Annotated in this window: 14 protein-coding genes and 2 pseudogenes; 10 read left to right on the top strand and 6 right to left on the bottom strand. The window is 52.3% G+C overall.

From position 1 onward, the window contains the following. The first annotated feature begins 140 nt into the window (after nt 1–140). From EBB_RS18210 to smbP, 5 genes are all read left to right on the top strand, one after another. Nucleotides 141–272 carry a DUF3096 domain-containing protein gene (locus tag EBB_RS18210; protein WP_192395186.1) on the top strand — a complete coding sequence of 44 codons (132 nt, stop codon included), beginning with the start codon at nt 141–143 and terminating at the stop codon, nt 270–272. Nucleotides 273–337: 65 nt separating this feature from the next. Beyond that, nucleotides 338–496 (top strand): DUF3309 family protein, encoded by a 159-nt coding sequence (locus EBB_RS18215; RefSeq protein ID WP_192395187.1) that lies wholly within the window; start codon nt 338–340, stop codon nt 494–496. A 135-nt stretch (nt 497–631) separates the two neighbouring features. Further along, nucleotides 632–9,331 carry a glycoside hydrolase family 94 protein gene (locus EBB_RS18220; RefSeq protein ID WP_192395188.1) on the top strand — a complete coding sequence of 2,900 codons (8,700 nt, stop codon included), beginning with the start codon at nt 632–634 and terminating at the stop codon, nt 9,329–9,331. 128 nt (nt 9,332–9,459) lie between these two features. Then, on the top strand, nt 9,460–9,663 hold the full coding sequence (locus tag EBB_RS26035) for a hypothetical protein (protein ID WP_225587593.1): 204 nt from the start codon (nt 9,460–9,462) through the stop codon (nt 9,661–9,663). Nucleotides 9,664–9,699: 36 nt separating this feature from the next. Next, nucleotides 9,700–10,017: a small metal-binding protein SmbP gene (gene smbP, locus EBB_RS18230; protein ID WP_192395190.1), complete on the top strand. Its 318-nt coding sequence runs from the start codon at nt 9,700–9,702 to the stop codon at nt 10,015–10,017. 137 nt (nt 10,018–10,154) lie between these two features. On the opposite strand, the gene EBB_RS18235 is transcribed toward smbP, so the two are convergent. Beyond that, nucleotides 10,155–10,724: a hypothetical protein gene (locus tag EBB_RS18235; protein WP_192395191.1), complete on the bottom strand. Its 570-nt coding sequence runs from the start codon at nt 10,722–10,724 to the stop codon at nt 10,155–10,157. 622 nt (nt 10,725–11,346) lie between these two features. Here EBB_RS18235 and EBB_RS18240 point away from each other — a divergent pair. Further along, a complete protein-coding gene (locus EBB_RS18240; protein ID WP_192395192.1) occupies nt 11,347–11,523 on the top strand; it encodes a CsbD family protein in 177 nt (58 codons plus the stop codon). Nucleotides 11,524–11,593: 70 nt separating this feature from the next. Beyond that, nucleotides 11,594–11,743 carry a lmo0937 family membrane protein gene (locus tag EBB_RS18245; RefSeq protein ID WP_132325349.1) on the top strand — a complete coding sequence of 50 codons (150 nt, stop codon included), beginning with the start codon at nt 11,594–11,596 and terminating at the stop codon, nt 11,741–11,743. A 343-nt stretch (nt 11,744–12,086) separates the two neighbouring features. On the opposite strand, the gene EBB_RS18255 is transcribed toward EBB_RS18245, so the two are convergent. The 4 genes from EBB_RS18255 to EBB_RS18270 form a co-directional block, all read right to left on the bottom strand. After that, nucleotides 12,087–12,539 carry a hypothetical protein gene (locus tag EBB_RS18255; RefSeq protein WP_192396469.1) on the bottom strand — a complete coding sequence of 151 codons (453 nt, stop codon included), beginning with the start codon at nt 12,537–12,539 and terminating at the stop codon, nt 12,087–12,089. Next, entirely contained in the window at nt 12,536–12,931 is a 396-nt protein-coding gene (locus EBB_RS18260) for a phage holin family protein (RefSeq protein WP_192395193.1), read from the bottom strand. Before EBB_RS18260 ends, EBB_RS18255 begins: the two co-directional genes overlap by 4 nt. Before the next feature lie 61 nt (nt 12,932–12,992). Further along, entirely contained in the window at nt 12,993–13,223 is a 231-nt protein-coding gene (locus EBB_RS18265; RefSeq protein WP_192395194.1) for an ElaB/YgaM/YqjD family protein, read from the bottom strand. 14 nt (nt 13,224–13,237) lie between these two features. Next, nucleotides 13,238–13,552: a BON domain-containing protein gene (locus EBB_RS18270; protein ID WP_192395195.1), complete on the bottom strand. Its 315-nt coding sequence runs from the start codon at nt 13,550–13,552 to the stop codon at nt 13,238–13,240. Nucleotides 13,553–13,936: 384 nt separating this feature from the next. On the opposite strand from EBB_RS18270, the gene EBB_RS18275 reads away from it, so the two are divergent. The 3 genes and pseudogenes from EBB_RS18275 (at nt 13,937) to EBB_RS18285 (ending at nt 17,126) form a co-directional block, all read left to right on the top strand. Beyond that, nucleotides 13,937–14,992, top strand: coding sequence for an OmpA family protein (locus EBB_RS18275; protein WP_192395196.1), 1,056 nt, complete (start codon nt 13,937–13,939; stop codon nt 14,990–14,992). A 2-nt stretch (nt 14,993–14,994) separates the two neighbouring features. After that, nucleotides 14,995–15,309, top strand: a pseudogene (locus tag EBB_RS18280) (transposase); the annotation flags it as partial. 464 nt (nt 15,310–15,773) lie between these two features. Continuing rightward, entirely contained in the window at nt 15,774–17,126 is a 1,353-nt protein-coding gene (locus EBB_RS18285; RefSeq protein WP_229427605.1) for a Fic family protein, read from the top strand. Nucleotides 17,127–17,888: 762 nt separating this feature from the next. Here EBB_RS18285 and EBB_RS26755 read toward each other — a convergent pair. After that, nucleotides 17,889–18,023, bottom strand: a pseudogene (locus EBB_RS26755) (IS110 family transposase); the annotation flags it as partial. Between the last annotated feature and the right edge of the window lie 91 nt (nt 18,024–18,114).

The following is an 18,114-nucleotide window of genomic DNA, read 5'->3' on the forward strand; positions in this document are numbered from 1 at the left end:
TTGGTCCTCCCCCGATAACCTTCGCGTAAACGTTACAGCCTTTTAAAAACGCTGCAGCCAAATAGGTGTGTGCGATAGCGTACAGACTACAAGCCCTCCCGCCGATAAGCTGCAATCTCCACTATTCGCGGAGGTTTATCATGAATCTGGCAATCGAACCCTTACTGGCCCTGGTGATCGGCATACTAATTTTAGTAGTACCCCGGTTTCTGAATTATTTCGTGGCGGTCTATTTGATTGTCGTGGGGGTGTTGGGGTTGGTACACCGCTAGGCGTTATGCACCGTCCAGTTTGCACAGTTTCACGTTAACGTCCCCACTCCACAAGGAGCACTACCATGTCACTTAGCACACTGATACTCATCGTACTAATCCTGATGCTGCTGGGCGTAATACCGGTTTGGCCGCACAGCCGTTCTTGGGGCTATGGACCCAGCGGCGGCTTAGGTTTGGTGTTGATCGTCATCTTGATTCTACTGGTACTCGGCAGAATTTAGCTTCCCTTCCAAGACGTTGGGTTCGATTAGCGTCGGCCCAACCGTTCTTTTTACCGACAGCCTCCCAGCGAGGACGCAATCGACGTTGCCGACAGGCGATTGGCGACAACATTTATCAGATTGGAGTATTAATCCATGGCCAAGCGGCGAGAACAACGGCGGCATGTTAGAAGCGAGCATCCCGGTGGCGAGGAAGCGCCGATTCGTTTTGAATTATTCAATACCGAGCGACTGGAACAGCATGCGGTCAGCCTGGCAAAAGCCCAAAAAATCACCACGCTAAAGAAGGGCCATAAACTGATTCCTCGGGTGCGCGAGAACGCTTTGGTGCTACTGGAAGCTTACAAAGCGGTCTCCCGGGCGGTGCGCGAGCAGCATGCCATCACCCCTGCCGCGGAATGGCTGCTGGATAATTTTCATGTCATCGAAGAGCAAGTTAGCGACATTCATGTCGACCTGCCGGAAAGTTATTCGCGCGAACTACCCAAACTGGCCGAAGGCGTGTTGGCCGGCTATCCGCGCGTTTACGGCATCGCCTGGGCCTTGGTAGCCCACACCGACAGCCGCTTCGCACCAGACTTGCTGAATCTGTTCGTAAAAGCCTATCAAAGCGTCGAACCGCTGACCCTGGGCGAACTGTGGGCAATCCCGATTACGCTGCGGGTATTGCTGGTAGAAAATCTGCGGCGATTGGCGGTCAGCATCATGCGTTCGCAAAACGGCCGGCGCCTGGCCGACCAGTTTGTCGACCATGTCGAGCAAATCGTCGCCCGCAGCGATAGCCCGGACCCGGTCATTCCGGCTGGCGTGTTGCCGGCCGAACCGTTGCGTCAAGCTTATGCTGTGCAGATTTTGCAGCGCTCGCACGATCCGCATCCGGCGATAGCACTGTCGTTGAAATTTCTCAGCGATTGGCTTGGTGAGCAAGGCCTAAGCCTAGATGACATTGTGCATCGGGAACACGCCGCGCAAATTGCCGACAACATGACGGTGCGCAACATCATCACCAGTATGCGCGCCATCTCGGCGTTCGATTGGCCGCAATTTGTTGAGGATGTCAGCCTGGCGGATGCCTGTTTGCGCGCGCATGACGAATACGCGGCCATGGATTTTTTGACGCGCGACCGTTACCGGCATGCCATAGAAGAACTGGCCAAACGTTCGCCGGTATCTGAAGTAGAGATTGCGCGGCTGGCAATTGTCGAAGTACAAATCGCCATCGATCAAGATTGCAACGACGAACGGCAAATGGAGCCGGGATATTATCTGATCGGTGCCGGTCGTTATGCATTCGAAGCAAAAGTGCATTACCGTTCGCCCTTCAAACAAAGGCTGTTGCGTACCTATGTCAGTCATGCCGGACTGGCCTATGTCGGCAGTCTGGGATTAATGACGCTGTGTTTACTGGCCTTACCGTTAAGCGTATCCAGCGCCGCCGGACTGAACGGATTTCAGTTGGCCTTGCTGGCTTTGGTTTTAGTATTTCCGGCATCGGATATTGCCGTTGGTTTGCTGAATCATTTCATTGTGGCCGGCCTGCCGCCCAATCATTTACCTCGTCTGGAACTGAAAGACGGCGTACCGGAAGCCTTGAGCACCTTTGTAGTGGTGCCAACCATGTTTGTAGGTGAAGCGGGGGTAAGGCAGCAAGTCGAGCAAATGGAAATCCGCTATCTGGCCAATCTGGACGGCGCGGTGCGCTTTGCTCTATTGTCGGACTGGGCGGATGCGGAGCAGGAAACTCAACCCAACGACGACAAACTGTTGAGTGTGGCAATTGGCGCGATCAACGCATTGAACGCCAAGTACGGTCAGCAACGCTTTTTTGTGTTTCACCGTAAACGTTTGTGGAATGCCAGCGAAGGCAAATGGATGGGCTGGGAACGCAAACGTGGAAAATTGCAGGAATTCAATCGCCTGCTGCGTGGCGCCACCGATACCTCATTCTTGCCAATAGCCGGTCAACCCGCCACCGCGCCGGCCGGCATTTGCTATGTGGTTACCTTGGATGCCGACACCAAATTGCCAATGGGTGTGGTGGCGCAATTGGTCGGAGTGGCGGCGCATCCGCTGAATAAGCCTGTATTCGACGCCGACAGCCAAACTATTATCGATGGTTACGGCATCTTGCAGCCCAGAGTCACGCCAACCTTGCCGCAACGCCAGGAACGCTCGATGTTCCATCAAATTTTTGCCGGGGCCTCCGGCACCGATGCTTATTCCAGCTCGGTATCCGAGCTATATCAGGACCTATTCGGCCTTGGCACCTACAGCGGCAAGGGCTTGTATCACGTAGATAGTTTTGAAGCAGCGCTGGCCGGGCGGGTACCGGATAACACTCAGCTTAGTCACGATTTATTCGAGAGCGTTTACGTACGTTGCGGTTTGGTCAGCGATATCGAGTTTTTCGAGGAATTTCCGTCGCATACCGGTGTTGCCGACTCACGCGGGCACCGCTGGGCGCGCGGCGATTGGCAGTTGCTGCCATGGATTTTCGGTAAACGCGGCAAGGGCATGCCTATGATAGGCCGCTGGAAGATGCTGGATAATCTGCGCCGCTCACTGTCGGCACCGGCGGCGTTTTCCGCCTTGGTGGCAAGCTGGGCCATGCCGCAGGCGCCGCTATTGGCACTGATCGGTTTCGTGCTGACTTCCTTGGCTTTTCCGGCCATGTTAGCCTTCACCGCCGGTTTTACCGCGCCGCGGCGCGGCATTTCCTTAGCAACGCATTTGCGTGGTGCGCTAGAGAATGTAGCCTGGGCGCTGTGCAATAGTTTGGTGGCGCTTACGTTGTTGGCACAACAAGCCTGGTTGATGACCGACGCCATAGTCACCACGCTGGTGCGCTTGTTCATTACTCGTCGCAAACTGCTGAAATGGGTGACTGCGTTGCAGGCTAAAGCCGGAGCAGGGTATGCGTTGAAAAATTTGATCCGCCCACTCAGCCATTCGTCTTCGGTGGTGTTTGGTGCTGGGGCGTTGGTGGTGCTGTTCAACCCGGACGCGATTGTCGCGGCCGCGCCGTTTTTATTACTGTGGTGGCTGGCGCCGGTGGTAGCACGGGCTTTGAGTCTGCCGCCCAAAATCGATAGTGCTGAAGCGCTGTTGCCGGCCGATAGCGCGCAATTGCGTTTGTATGGCAGGCGCATCTGGCGGTTTTTTACCACCTTTGTCACCGCCGAAGAACACTATCTGCCACCGGATAATTTTCAGGAAGATCCGCAAGCGGTTATTGCCCACCGCAGTTCGCCGACCAATTTCGGCCTGTATTTGTTGTCGGTGGTGTCCGCACGGGATTTCGGCTGGGTGGGGTTGAGCGATACCGTCGAGCGCCTGGAAGCCACGCTGGCAACCCTTACAGATTTGCCAAAATTGCACGGGCATTTTTATAACTGGTACGACACCCGCAATTTGCAGATGCTGGAACCGCGCTACGTATCCACCGTCGATAGCGGCAATCTGGCCGGCCATTTACTGACGTTGGCGCAAGCCTGTCGGGAGATGGCCAGCAAGCCGCTGGATTTAACCAACGCCTTGCAAGGACTCGCCGATACGCATCGTTTATTACTCGACGCGTTAGCCAATATCAACGATGACCGCCGCATCGTGACGGTTACGTTGCGGGAGCTTCGGCAAAAAATGGCCATACTGGGCGAACTGCTGGCAAGGAGACCCGCCGAGATAGCTGAATGGAGCGAGCTGTGGCAACAGCTAACCGTTTGCGCCAACGCCTTACTCGATCTGGCCAATGCGCATGCCGTGGAACGCGGGGATAGCCAGGATAACGAAGTGCTGGCCTGGTCTGGTTTTTTATGCGACGACATTCGTTCGCATGCCCGCGATGTGGCTACGTTGATTCCGTGGATTCATTTTCCGGAACAATACCCGTCGCTATGTTCGCAAAGTGCCGAACAAAGCCAGCAATTCGGTTTGGAAACGCCGCTAAGCAAGCTGGCCGACAGTTACGCCATTTGGGCTGATCACGCAGAATATTCGCAGCCGCAAGCAGCTACATCGGCTCAGAAAGCCCTAATTGTGCTATTACGCCGGGCCGGCGATCAAGCCAAGGCTTTGCATAAACGCGTTGAATTTATGGCTGAGCACCTGGAAGGCTTGTTCCGGGACATGGATTTTCGGTTTTTGTACGATGCCAATCGACACATGTTTGCCATCGGTTACCGGGTCGCGGAAGGGACTATCGATCCCAGTTATTACGACTTGCTGGCTTCCGAGGCCAGGCTGTCCAGTATTATCGCCATTGCCAAACGCGACGTCCCTAGTACGCACTGGTTCCACCTGGGTCGGCGGGTGACGCGGGTTGCGCATGGCACGGTATTGCTGTCCTGGTCCGGGTCGATGTTCGAATACTTGATGCCGTCGCTGGTGACCTTTACCCCACGCTACAGTCTGCTCGATCAGACTTGCCGCTTAGTGGTGAAGCGGCAGATTGCCTACGGCAAGGAACGCGGTGTGCCCTGGGGGGTGTCGGAGTCGGCTTTCAATGGCCGGGATTTGTATTTGACCTATCAATATTCCGCGTTTGGCGTGCCCGGTCTGGGTATGAAGCGCGGCTTGGGTGAAGAATTGGTGATAGCGCCTTATGCCACGGCCTTGGCGGCTATGTATTTGCCGCATGCCGCCGTGGAAAACTTCGCGCGTCTGGAACGGGAAGGGGCGCTGGGGCGATATGGTTTCTACGAAGCGCTGGATTTCACGCCGGTCCGCCTGGCGGAAGGCCAGCGTGTAGCCATGGTGCGTTGCTATATGGCGCATCATCAAGGTATGTCGCTGGTGGCGTTTGCGAATGTGGTTCATGACGGGGCGATGCGGCATCGTTTTCATCGCACCGCGCTGATTCAGGCGGCGGATTTATTATTGCAGGAACGCATCCCGCACGGCGCCGACACCAGCGTACTGCCGTTGTTGCAGGAACTGTCCGATGTGAAGGAAACCGTGCAGCCGCCGGTGCGCCGTGTGCCGTCGCCGATGTCGTCGGTGCCGTCCACACTGCTGCTGTCCAACGGCCGTTACTCGCTGATGATCACCGCTGCCGGCTCCGGTTACAGCCAATGGCGGAACCTGGCGGTGACCCGCTGGCGTGAAGACACCACTCGCGATGCCTGGGGCAGCTATTTGTATCTGCGCGATGTCGATAGTGGTCAAGTTTGGTCGGCAGGCTACCAACCGACCACTGCCACCCCCGAGCACTATGAAGTGGTGTTTGTCGAAGATCGGGCCCGCATCACCCGCACCGACGGTGCGATAGTTACCACGCTGGAAATCGTGGTATCGCCGGAAGACGATGCCGAAATCAGGCGGTTGAGCTTAACCAATAACAGCATGCATGAGCGGGAAATCGAAGTGACGTCTTATGCGGAAATTGTACTGACGACCTTGCAGGCCGATATTGCCCATCCGGCGTTTTCCAATTTGTTTGTACAGACCGAATACCTGCCCCAAACCCGCGCCTTGCTCGCGCACCGTCGGCAACGCTCCGCCGAAGACCCGCAATTGTGGGCCGCGCATGTGCTGGCCGACCGGCAAACCGGCGACGGATTGCAATACGAAACCGACCGCGCCCGTTTTATCGGCCGCGGCCAAACCTTGCGCGCACCGTTGGCAGTGATGGACGGCCGGCCTTTGAGCAATACGGTAGGTTCGGTACTGGATCCGATATTCAGTTTGCGCACCCGTATTAAAATCGCAGCGGGGGCGACTGAGCACTTGACCTTCACCACGCTAGTGGCTGCGTCAAGACAGGCGGCGGCAGATTTGTCTGACAAATATCATAATCTGATGGCCTGGGAACGGGTGTCGGCCTTGGCCTGGACCCATGCCCATGTGCAATTGCATCATTTACATACCAAACCCGATGAGGCGCAGTTGTTTCAGATGCTGGCCAATCGCTTGCTCTATACCGATCCGTCTTTAAGGCCAGCCGGTAAATTGTTGCAAACGAATACCCTGAATGTCGCCAGTTTGTGGCGGTTCGGCATTTCCGGCGATAAACCCATTTTATTGTTGCGGGTCGGCGAGCCGGAAGATCGCGCGATTGTCGAGCAATTGCTGCGTGCGCATGAGTACTGGCGCATTAAAGGCCTTGCTGTTGACCTATTGATTTTGAATGAAAAGGAGGTCTCTTACGTCGAGGATTTACAAAATTTATTAGAAACTCTGGTGTGCGAAAACCAGGCCCGTTCGACCTCCTCAGAGCACAATCAGCAGGGCGCTATTTTTGTATTGCAAGGCAGATTGTTATCCCTGGAAGAGCGGCGTTTGCTGCAAACAGCGGCAAGGGCAATGTTGGTCGGTAATCGCGGCACCTTGGCCGAACAATTATTACGGCATCCGCGGCCGGCCATGCCTTTCATTGCCAAACAGCCATTGCTGCCGGCTATCGAAGCGCCGGCTTTGGTCGTGCCGCCGCTGGAGTTTTTTAACGGTCTGGGCGGTTTTGCCCACGATGGCCGCGAATATGTAATCGTTTTGGATAAAGGCCAGAGCACGCCGGCGCCGTGGATTAACGTCATCGCCAATCCTGAGTTTGGTTTTACGGTCTCCGAGTTGGGTAGCGGTTGCACCTGGTGCGGCAATAGCCGGGAAAACCAATTAACCCCCTGGTCGAACGATCCGGTCGGCAATGCGCCGGGCGAGGTGTTTTATATTCGCGACGAGGACAGCAACGAACTTTGGACGCCGACCGCGCTGCCGATTCGGGTAGACAATGCTAGCTATTTGATTCGGCACGGCCAGGGCTATAGCCGCTTCGAACATCATTCGCATGGCATTCATAGCGAATTGTTACAGTTCGTCAGCAAGGAGGATCCGGTCAAAATCTCCTCATTGACCTTGACCAATGAATCCGGTCGCCGCCGGCGTTTGAGCATAACGGCCTATCTGGAATGGGTGCTCGGTGCGTCGCGTAGCGTCACCGTTCCGCATATCGTCACGGAACTGGATGCGGAAACCGGCGCCATGCTGGCTTATAACCCGTGGGATCAGGAATTTGGTACACGCGTTGCTTTTGCCGATTTGGCCGGGCGGCAGACAGGCTGGACGGCTAATCGCACGGAGTTTCTCGGTCGTAACGGCAGTCTGGACGCGCCGGCCGGCTTGATTTATCCAAAACCGCTTAAAAATCGTGTCGGTGCCGGCATGGATCCCTGCGCGGCTTTGCAAACCAGCATCGAGTTGGCCACGGACGAAAAAATCGAGATCGTATTTTTTCTGGGGCAGGGCCAGGACAAATCACACGCTGTCGAATTGATTCGCAAGCATCGCACGATCGACGTTGCCACGTTATTTGCTGAGGTCACGCAGTCTTGGCAAGCGATACTGGGCAAGGTGCAAGTCAAAACCCCGGATCGGGAGCTGGATGTGCTTTTAAATAGTTGGCTGTTGTACCAAACCTTGAGTTGCCGAATGTGGGCGAGGGCAGCGTTCTATCAGGTGGGCGGCGCCTTTGGTTTTCGCGATCAATTACAGGACAGCATGGCTTTGGCGGTGACCAGGCCCGATTTGACCCGTTCGCATATTCTACGCGCCGCCGCGCGCCAGTTCGAACCGGGGGACGTGCAACATTGGTGGCATCCGCCCACCGGTCGCGGCGTGCGTACCCGGTTTTCCGACGACCGGGTCTGGCTGCCGTTTGTGGTCGCGCATTACCTGAATGTTAGCGGCGATAACGCGGTACTGGAGGAATTGTTACCGTTTCTGGAAGGGCCGGAGTTGGCAGTTGATCAGGACGATGCCTATTTTCATCCTACCGAAACTTCGCGAGAAGCCAGCCTGTTTGAGCATTGCGCGCGGACCTTGGATTTGAGTCTCGCTACCGGTGCGCATGGTTTGCCGTTGATCGGTAGCGGCGACTGGAACGACGGTATGAATCGGGTCGGGAATCGCGGGCAGGGCGAGAGCATCTGGCTGGCCTGGTTTCTGATCAAAACCCTGTCGGATTTTGCCGACATTGCCGAAACGCGCGGCGACAACGAGCGAGCAAAACGTTGGCTTGAGCACGCCGGACAACTGCGGAGCGCCGTCGAAGCAGAAGGCTGGGATGGGGCTTGGTATCGGCGCGCCTATTTCGACGACGGCTCGCCGCTGGGCTCGGCGACCAATGCCGAATGTCGCATCGATTCCATCGCGCAAAGCTGGGCCGTCATTTCTGGCTCTGCCGAACCGGAACGGGCGCGGCGGGCGATGGAATCGGTGCGCGAGTATCTGGTGCGTTACGGCGATGATTTGCTGTTGTTGTTCACGCCGCCCTTCGACAAAACCGAACGCGATCCCGGCTATATCAAAAGTTATCCGCCCGGCATCCGCGAGAACGGCGGGCAGTACACCCATGCGGCGATCTGGTCGGTTATTGCCTATGCCATGCTCGGCGAAGGCGATCAGGCTAGCGAATTGCTGCGCATGCTGAATCCGATCAAGCGCACTACCAGCCGCACCGGGGTTTATGCCTACAAGGTAGAGCCCTATGTATTGGCGGCGGATATTTATTCCGAAGCACCGCACGCCCGCCGAGGTGGCTGGACTTGGTACACCGGCGCCTCCGGTTGGTTTTACCGGGCCGGGCTGGAATCCATTCTGGGTTTACAAATGCGTGGCGACCGTTTGCTGTTCGAACCGTGCATACCCAGAGCCTGGCAGAGTTACAACCTAGTTTATCGGCATGGTGCCAGTGTGTACCACGTTAGCATTAATAACCCGAACGGTGTGAGCCGAGGAATTGTCAGCCTGGAACTGGACGGCATAGCGCAAGTACCTGGCGAAGGTATTCATTTGCTGGACGACGGAAAACCGCATGAAGTGACGGTGGTACTAGGCGGTTAGGATTTTGTAAGCAGTATCTGTTCGTTGCCGTACCGACTGCATTTGGCGTTAAGGTTATGGTGTGGAATGAGCGTTGTAGAACTTAGTCTGCGCTTAGGTCATGGCTAATTCAGTTGTGGTCAACAATTTTGGAGATCAGCATCAATAACCCACCCAACAAAAACCTCGTGGAAGCACACAATGAGCCGCTTTTAGACATTCAAGGAAATAGTCGCAGTGATATCGCTACGGAATACGAAGACGACCTGCAAATGACTGCCGGTAAAGATCGAGTCGGTTTTGTCGTTATCCGCCGCAATGCCAAGAAAGGCGATAAGAGCGACCGCTATTGAACGCAGCATTCTAAATACTTCGCCAAGGAAACAACCATGAATATTAACCAAAAAAAACTGACCATAATATGCGCCGGCATGCTGTTGAGCGTTAGCACTATCAATGTTTATGCAGCAGAAAGTCATATCGCGTTGGCGCTGGAGCATGCGCAAACAGCCGCTAAGTCTGGTGACACAAAAACCATCTCGAACCATGCGGATGCAGCGAAGGGGCATATCAAGGTGATCGACGAGCATTTAAAAGCAGGTGTCATAAGTCTGAATGCGGCTATCGAGCATGCGAAACAAGGTCACACCGATTTAGCGAAAAAATCCTCGGAAGAAGCTGTTCTGCATTTGAACGCGGCGCAGTAAGGGCGAAGCAGTTTTTCAGAACACCAAAAACGGCGAGTGAATTCACCCGCCGTTTTTTTGGTCCGTATTTTTGCAATGAATAGGCAAAAAAATAGCCGGCGCCTGCCATATCGCACGCGCCGGCTATTACTTAGGATTTAGGCATAAACAGTGGATTTACGGCGTCCTGCATACAAGACGCCCAATAAAGCGCTGGTCATCATCCATATTGACGCCGGTAAAGGCACTGCGGCAGGTGCATCGCTGCTTGCTTGCGAAGGACTGATGTCAAACGCGTACAAAAAGTGCAGATTGTTAAACTCGGAAGAATCTGCGAATGCCAGTAAGTTAGCGTCAGAGCCTAAATCGGTATTGCCGAATGCAGCACTCCAAACCCCGCCGGACAGCATACCAATTTGGAAATTATTGGAGCCCAGCAAAGTGCCGGATGTGCTACCGGTGCCGATATTGTAATTAGCTCCGTTAGCAACAAACGACACCGCGCCGACACCGGTAAACGCGACGACAGGTTCGGCAGCACCGATAACGGCCGTATCTTCGAAAATGCCGAAGGTATCGGAAAGCGAAGGAAACGGGAACGATGAAGAGCTAAACGACAGAAAATTAACATCGCCGTCGTTTGGCGCCCAAACGCTAGCGGAACTAGCACTAGAAACCGCCAATAGGCAAACGGCGAGCGAGGTCTTTATATAAGGGATCTTTTCCATAGGTATTTCTCGATAGATTTTAAGTTAACAAATAGCCATCCAATGGCTCTTACCCCGAAGCCGGTCTTGCCAGGCAAAACCGGGTTTTACAGAGTTAATGCAACCGTTAGCTTCGGAGCAGTCTGCTTCCGGACGGTCTGTATTGCTTGCGTAGCCAACTAACTGCCAAGGCAATGGCTATCTGCCGACTAGTCAGGCGGTAGTTAAAAAGTCGTGGAGCTAAGTTTGATAAGCATCGTGTGGCCGAAGTGACCTGCACAATAGGTTTGGTTGGAATGGTGCAACGCTGGGGCGATGACGAATTTGTTCTTCGTGTAGCGAGTTGAATGGAATAGCTGTCGGTCTCTGTAAGTTTTGGACTCGGTCCGGCTTTAGGGTTCTGGTTGAGTGAATTTATAGTTGGAGTTTAAGTAAAACCGCCGTCGGTGTCGGTACGCTATCCAACATTGGAAAAATGCCTGGCATTCGAGGTCCGTAAAGCTGTCTGTCTAGCTTCTAATCTATGTTCGTTGCCGCACCGACTTTGCTTGGGTTTGCTGATATTGTTTTAACCAGGCAGCGGAAGAAACTTCCGCGCTGGGCCATGGCATTTTGCTCATGGCTAATTCAGTTGGAGATCATCATGAATAAAGATCAAGTAAAAGGCCGCGTTGAAGAAGTTAAAGGTAAAGTCAAAGAAGCTGCTGGCGTGATTCTGGACGACAAAGAGTTGGAGTTAAAAGGCAATGTCGAGAAGAATCTGGGCAAGGTTCAGTCCGGTTTTGGTGATCTGAAACAAGACATCAAGGACGACCTATAACCCGCTAAATTCTAAACGTCATTCGGGGTTTATTTCGCTGTCACTCGACGGCAGTTAGCGGAGAAAGATCATGCTTGAAACTGTAGCCGTACTATTTATCATCCTTTGGGCGCTGGGTTTGGTGTCTGCGTACACGCTTGGCGGGTTCATTCATCTATTACTGGTAATCGCGCTTATAGCGATTGTACTTCGCGTAATTCAAGGTCGAAGGGCTTTATAAGTATTGCAAAACCAAGCGTTTGCTTCTATCGATAGCTTGGTTTGGAGCTTTGCCGGATCTAATTTTGCAATGGCAAGTCGTGGAATTTGGATGCGGCTGGTCATGCCGGGTTTGACCAAAATCATGGTCATGCTGTTGATTATTGCCGGGGCATTGGAACTGATCTACGGCGGTTTCAGCTATACCAAGGAAACGCAGCAGGCCGCATGAGGCCCCCATTCTAACTATCGTTAAAAGATACTCAGACTGTCAATGTACCGGTTGTTTGGGCCGGAGTAGAGACCTTGGTGGCGGGGAGCGCGTTATTGTTTGCGGCAAGTAGGAAAAAGTTAGTTTGCGAAATTCAGCTGGTTGTCAGTCCATTGTCTTCAGTTTTAGCGGCAGCACTTGTCGCGCGATTGTATCGCCTTGCATTGCTTGGTTTGGTTCGTGACTGTTGAAAGCTTTTCGTCATCCAAGCTATCGGTAAGGCGTTGTACAGCGTATGAGCCGACAGCAGAAAACTTAGCACATGACGTAAATGCATGCTTGCTGAGACGTTGGTATTTTCTGTAGGTTCCGGTAGTGGGGCAGGCCTAGGCGGAGGGCATTTACTGAGTTCGCCCGCTATGAATCCTATGCCGCTTGCCAGCAGCAGTGTGGCAGGTGCGGTCATTTGTTTATGGATATTTTCCAGCAGTGAAGTGGTGCGATTTCCGAGCGACTGACGACGCTTCAAAACTTGTCTTTCCGCATTTCTGATTTGCGCGTTTAAAGAACCGACGGCCTTTCTATGTTGAATCCAAGCTGGCATCATCGGATGTCCTTATTGGCAAAGTCTTTAGACACGGGCTTAAGGCTATGCTGTGTGGCCGGGAATTGTAAATAGCGGCTCCGGCGGCGGATCAGCCCGAGCAGGCTTAATGCCAGCAGTAGATTGAAGGCTACCGCGAACAGTATGGCGCTGCTGGTCCGAAGATCATGCTCGATCAGCCACTGTACCCCGGCGGCCTGTAAGCCCAGCCAGGCGGCACTCAGCAACAAACCAAGCATCACCGCTGCCGCGACCATTGTAATTAGACTTTGGCCGGCCCGCCGCGTTTCCAAAGCGGCAAGCCTAAAGCGATCGTGGCTTAAACCCTGTAAATCTTCCCAGAGCAATTGAATGTCCTCCAGCATGCCGACGTCGTTGGATGGCGCGGCATGCATGGCAGACTGCCGGTTTTCCTTGGTCCTTATGGACGCATTCGGGTCAATGGACAACTGGGAGTTAGCGGCTGCTCAGCAGACGGCTGAGCAGAAAGCCGCTGGCTACCGCAATGCCCAATGCCGTTACCGGATTGTCGCGGATATAGACCTGACAGTTTTTCACGATACGCTGCTCGGCTGTTTTTAGTTGCTCGCTTTTTTCGTCTAGTGTTTCCGCAGCTTGATGGGAGGCGTTGGCGATTTTATCTACCGCTTCGTGGGCGTAATTGGATGCTTTATCGATGGTTTCCATATTGGTTTCCTGGGTTATTTAAGACGCATATCGTTTTTGACGGATTGAACGCCTTTGACGCCGCGCGCAATTTCCACGGCTTTATTAATATCGGCCTGGGTGCCGACGAAACCGCTCAATTGCACGATGCCTTTGAAGGTTTCGACATTGATCTGTCCTGATCTCAAGTTAGGCTCGTCAAACAACATTGCCTTCACCTTAGTAGTGATGACGCTGTCGTCGACATATTCCCCGGTGCCTTCGTGTTTATGTGTCGATGCGCAACCGGCGGCACTAAGTAATGTAAAGGCCACAATAAATGCGGATAAAAATCGACTGAGGTTTTTCATGGTTAATTCTCCCGGGCTAAAAATAACGCTATGTAACAAATGCTCGGTCACCCTAAGGCGAAGACGTCTTAGTTAACCGGTTGAACTAACGCATTGTCATAAATTTGCGAGTAGGGTTGGTGAAACCTTGAATACACTGTAATTGCAAAGCCAGTCATAGTCGGTACGTTAGCGAACATAAAGCTTTTGAAGCGTCGGTGGTGGCAGGTACCTCAGGCATACCTGGAAAGCGGGAGTATATATGTGCGCTACCGCACCGACAGGGTGTTGCTGTTGCGAATAAGCTACTTAACAGCTTATTTACAACAACGCCGATCGATTTAGGACGCTTTAGTTAAATCGGCGTTAATTACCAATCCCGATTTTCACGCCAAAGGAATCACTATGTTTACTAAAAAGATACTGCCGATAGCCGCCTTAACCGGTCTGGCTATGATGACCCAGGCCCAGGCCGCCGATCAAAGCCAAGACAATCGTTGGTATGTTGCTCCGTTCGCAACCTTTATTAACAGCGGCGGTGATAGGCATGCCAGAGACGGTTGGGGCGGCGGTGTCGGCGTGGGTAAAATCATCGATCAACATTTTAACGTCGAGTTAAAAGGCTTTTATCAAGGTTTTGGCGGCGATAACGGTCCTTGGGATTTGGCCGGCGGTAGTGCCGATGCGCAATATTATTTATTCCGCGATAAATTCTCGCCATATGTAGTAGTAGGCTTGGGCGGCATGAACACCTGCGCGTCAGCTAATTGCGGTATCGGTTTTATCGGCGAAGCCGGCGTCGGCGCCACTTACGAGGTGAATGACAACTTATTGATTCGCAGCGATGTGCGTTATCGCTACAACAATAATCTAAATGCTCATGTTCAACCGGGCACCGACGAATTCCACGATATGACGGTCAATATTGGTGTGGTGATTCCATTTGGTGACAAACCCAAATATGCCGCAAAATCCGATACACGCACCGCACCACCGCCGATTGTGGCGGCATCCAAACCTGATTGCAGTGCACTGGATGCGGATGCCGACGGCGTCAACGATTGCTTGGATAAATGCCCTGGTACCATCAAAGGCGCCACCGTTGATCTTAAAGGTTGCGCCGTCAGATTAATACTAAAGGGAGAGCATTTTAGATACGATTCCGCAGAATTGGGTCTAAATGCCAAGGAACTATTGGATGGCGTCGCCAAGGACTTGATCCCGTTCCCGCAGAAAAATGAAATTCAGGTGCAAGGTCACGCCAGCAGCGAAGGTAGTGACTCCTATAATATGAAGCTCTCGCAACGCCGGGCAAATTCGGTAGTTGAATATCTGAAATTGAAAGGCGTCTCCAACAAATTGTCCGCAAAAGGTTATGGCGAAACCCAACCCATCGCCGATAACGCGACGGAAGCTGGCAAATCGGAAAATCGCCGGGTCGAGTTGATCTGGATTGAATAAGGATTGCCGAACGGGACGCAGCGGCCATTATTCCCGTGCGCAAAAATGGCAAGCCTTGGAAAGAAAATACGCCAGGTGCCCAAGCCCGAAACGAAACACTGCGCGCCATGCAACGGTTAGGCAGAGCCATCTGGAAAAAATGGAGCGGTTATCATCGCCGTAGCCTGGTGGAAACCAAAATGCGTTGCTTCAAGCTGCTGGGCGAACGGGTCAGGGCGCGAACCTTTACCAGCCAAGTCGCTGAGTTACAAATTCGAGCGGCGCTATTGAATCGGTTTACCCAGTTGGGAACGCCGATCACCGTGGGCATGCCCTAAATCCGTCTGGCGATTTGGGGAAAAGGGGCAGTTTATCCTTGCCTCAATTTATGCAACAAAGCCCAAAAAATCAAAACTTTATTAAGTGATCTTGAACTCGACGAACGTCTGATCAAACAATTCAAAGTCGCCGCCATTCCTGGTTGTGCCTTTGGTATGCAGGACGTTTGTTATCTGCGAATATCCTATGGCATGTTAAGTCCGGCACAAGCTGGCGAAGCTGTTCAGCGCCTGATCACTGGGTTGTTTGCATTAAGCAGTAGCAACCCTATTTAATCGGCCACGTCTTTCGATTGAGTATAACCGATTGGAACTCAGCAACCAGAGGGGGGAGTTCTGTCACTCAAAATATTTTATGGCGCGATTTATTGTTTGATGACATATTAAGTGACGCAATTAAGTTAATAGCGACACAAAAATAAATCATGCCAAAAATAGTCCCTCCGGAAGAACTGGATCGAATTGTGAAGCTGATTGCCCAATATCCTGAAGGTATCGGCGCGAAAGACATTGCCCAACGGCTAGATTTCGATATGAAAGGGCGCACTTTACAACGCCGTTTGGCCACATTGATCGCTGAGCGCCGCATTATCAGCGAAGGCGAGGGGCGTGCACTGAAGTACAAAATTGCACGAACCATTCAGGGTAGGGGAGTCATCTGTCCGGTCGATGATGAAAATCGGCAAAACCTTGACGAAGTCTATATTCCCATTTCGCCAAAAGGCGAAGAGATCAGGTCCTTTATTACTCAACCTCGGACTCAACGTCCCCCCGTCAGCTATCAGCCTGATTTCTTGGGGCAGTACTATCCCAACAACACCTATTACTTACCTGCCTGTTTACGGGAACAATTCCATACCTTGGGTAGGTCGCCGGCTGAGCAAAGACCGGCAGGCACCTTTGCCCGTGACATTCTGAATCGGCTGCTCATTGATCTTTCGTGGGCTTCTTCCCGCTTGGAAGGCAACACCTATAGCCGACTGGATACCGAACGTTTGATCGAATTCGGACAGGTGGCTGAGGGGAAGGATGTCATGGAAACCCAGATGATACTCAATCACAAGTCGGCGATCGAATATTTGGTCCGCGATATCGAGCATACTGGCGTAACGGCCGAAACCATTGTTGCCTTACATGCTTTTTTATCGGATGGTTTGTTGGCAGACCCGATGAGTTGTGGTCGTCTACGCAACCGTGCGGTCGATATCGGCGGCAGCGTTTATTTGCCGATTGCGATGCCGCAACGGATTGATGAGTTGTTCGGGATTATCATGAGCATGGCGGCGGAAATCAACGATCCGTTTGAACAATCGTTTTTCCTGATGGTGCATTTGCCTTACTTGCAACCCTTCGAAGACGTCAACAAACGAGTTTCGCGCTTGGCGGCTAATATTCCGCTGATTCAACACAATCTTTGTCCATTGTCCTTCATCGATGTGCCACAGCAGGCTTACGTGGATGCGGTCCTCGGAATCTATGAGCTGAATCGAATTGAATTTTTGAAAGATGTCTACATCTGGGCTTACGAACGTTCATGCCAGCAATACGTTGCCGTACAACAGCAACTCGTGCCGCCGGACATCTTTCGATTACGATATCGAAACGAGCTGGCCGAAGCAATACGAGCCATTGTCCGGGACGGACAGGCAGCAGATGACACATCAATCTTGGCTGGCATTCCGGATTCTGTGTCTCAAGAAGACAAACAGAAATTCCTTAACTTGGTACGAAGCGAACTCAAGACGTTACATGCGGGAAATGCTATTCGTTTTGGGTTGCGTCCTCTGGAGTTTTCAGTATGGCAACAAAAGCATTAAGTTAACTATGCGGAATAATTTATTTTAATACCGGAGCGTTATCATCAGTTGTTCGTGGAGCCAGATTCGCCACATGTCTCGGTGTAGTAGTGGTGTAGTAAAATTGTAGTATTGCAAGATAGAAATGACGCTGATATTGATGCTACTGTAGTAGGTTATTAAATTGCGAGGTCTGCAAGTTGTTGATTTTATTGGTTGATAAAAAGCTCTATTTGACTGGGGGACAAGGGGTCGTGGGTTCGAATCCCGCCGTCCCGACCAAATAAATCAATGAGTTATAAATTATCCCCTAAAGGTTAGTCTTACAAATGCTGTTTCTGGATACATTCCGGGATACGTTTTTACAACGTAACCAACCCTAACGTAAGCAGTATCTAAAAACACAAAAAGCGGTTGAATCATACTTTCGGTTAAGTTTTGAATTATGGTTCTGGTTGATGTAGCTGGTGATTTCCAAAGTTCGCTTATCCTTGTTGGGAGTTAAATCACCCCCGCCACAAATGGATGCCCACTTTTTGCAAAGCTTTCAATCAATGACATTGAGAAGGTAAAGATTGCAGCCGTATTCTGGGCTTTAGCTATGAAGCGAAAGCTTCTGCTCCTGATGGAATCCGCTGTCGAGTCCTCAGCAACGCCGCGCACTCAAAATTGCATAGCCGGGTCAGGTTTACTCAATCACGGACTGGCCAGTTTCGCCATCATTTTATGATTGTCCATTCAATCGATAGAACAACTCCTTAACCGGGTTTATCCAATGGATTGTTATACTTTGGCAAGCTCGGCTGCTGAGGAGTAATCAAGCCGGGTAATTCTGTCTTTCGCCAGCAAGGCCCAAACAAAGCGAGCTTTCTTGTTGTTAGCCAAGGCGAACGCAGCTACATTCTTGCCATCCCGTTTTTAAAAAATCTCGGTCACATATATTCTCCTTGAGAGCTACTTTCGGTATCACCTCCGTGACCTGCATCTGACTGGCAGCACTCAATCTCCA

It is taken from the genome of Methylomonas fluvii (assembly GCF_014850975.1).
Classification (GTDB): Bacteria; Pseudomonadota; Gammaproteobacteria; order Methylococcales; family Methylomonadaceae; genus Methylomonas; species Methylomonas fluvii.

Bases quoted from the DNA above. Each gene is read 5' to 3' on its own strand.
- EBB_RS18210 (WP_192395186.1), top strand. From the start codon at position 141: ATGAATCTGGCAATCGAACCCTTACTGGCCCTGGTGATCGGCATACTA.
- EBB_RS18215 (WP_192395187.1), top strand. From the start codon at position 338: ATGTCACTTAGCACACTGATACTCATCGTACTAATCCTGATGCTGCTG.
- EBB_RS18220 (WP_192395188.1), top strand. From the start codon at position 632: ATGGCCAAGCGGCGAGAACAACGGCGGCATGTTAGAAGCGAGCATCCC.
- smbP (WP_192395190.1), top strand. From the start codon at position 9,700: ATGAATATTAACCAAAAAAAACTGACCATAATATGCGCCGGCATGCTG.
- EBB_RS18235 (WP_192395191.1), bottom strand. From the start codon at position 10,724: ATGGAAAAGATCCCTTATATAAAGACCTCGCTCGCCGTTTGCCTATTG.
- EBB_RS18240 (WP_192395192.1), top strand. From the start codon at position 11,347: ATGAATAAAGATCAAGTAAAAGGCCGCGTTGAAGAAGTTAAAGGTAAA.
- EBB_RS18245 (WP_132325349.1), top strand. From the start codon at position 11,594: ATGCTTGAAACTGTAGCCGTACTATTTATCATCCTTTGGGCGCTGGGT.
- EBB_RS18255 (WP_192396469.1), bottom strand. From the start codon at position 12,539: ATGATGCCAGCTTGGATTCAACATAGAAAGGCCGTCGGTTCTTTAAAC.
- EBB_RS18260 (WP_192395193.1), bottom strand. From the start codon at position 12,931: ATGCATGCCGCGCCATCCAACGACGTCGGCATGCTGGAGGACATTCAA.
- EBB_RS18265 (WP_192395194.1), bottom strand. From the start codon at position 13,223: ATGGAAACCATCGATAAAGCATCCAATTACGCCCACGAAGCGGTAGAT.
- EBB_RS18270 (WP_192395195.1), bottom strand. From the start codon at position 13,552: ATGAAAAACCTCAGTCGATTTTTATCCGCATTTATTGTGGCCTTTACA.
- EBB_RS18275 (WP_192395196.1), top strand. From the start codon at position 13,937: ATGTTTACTAAAAAGATACTGCCGATAGCCGCCTTAACCGGTCTGGCT.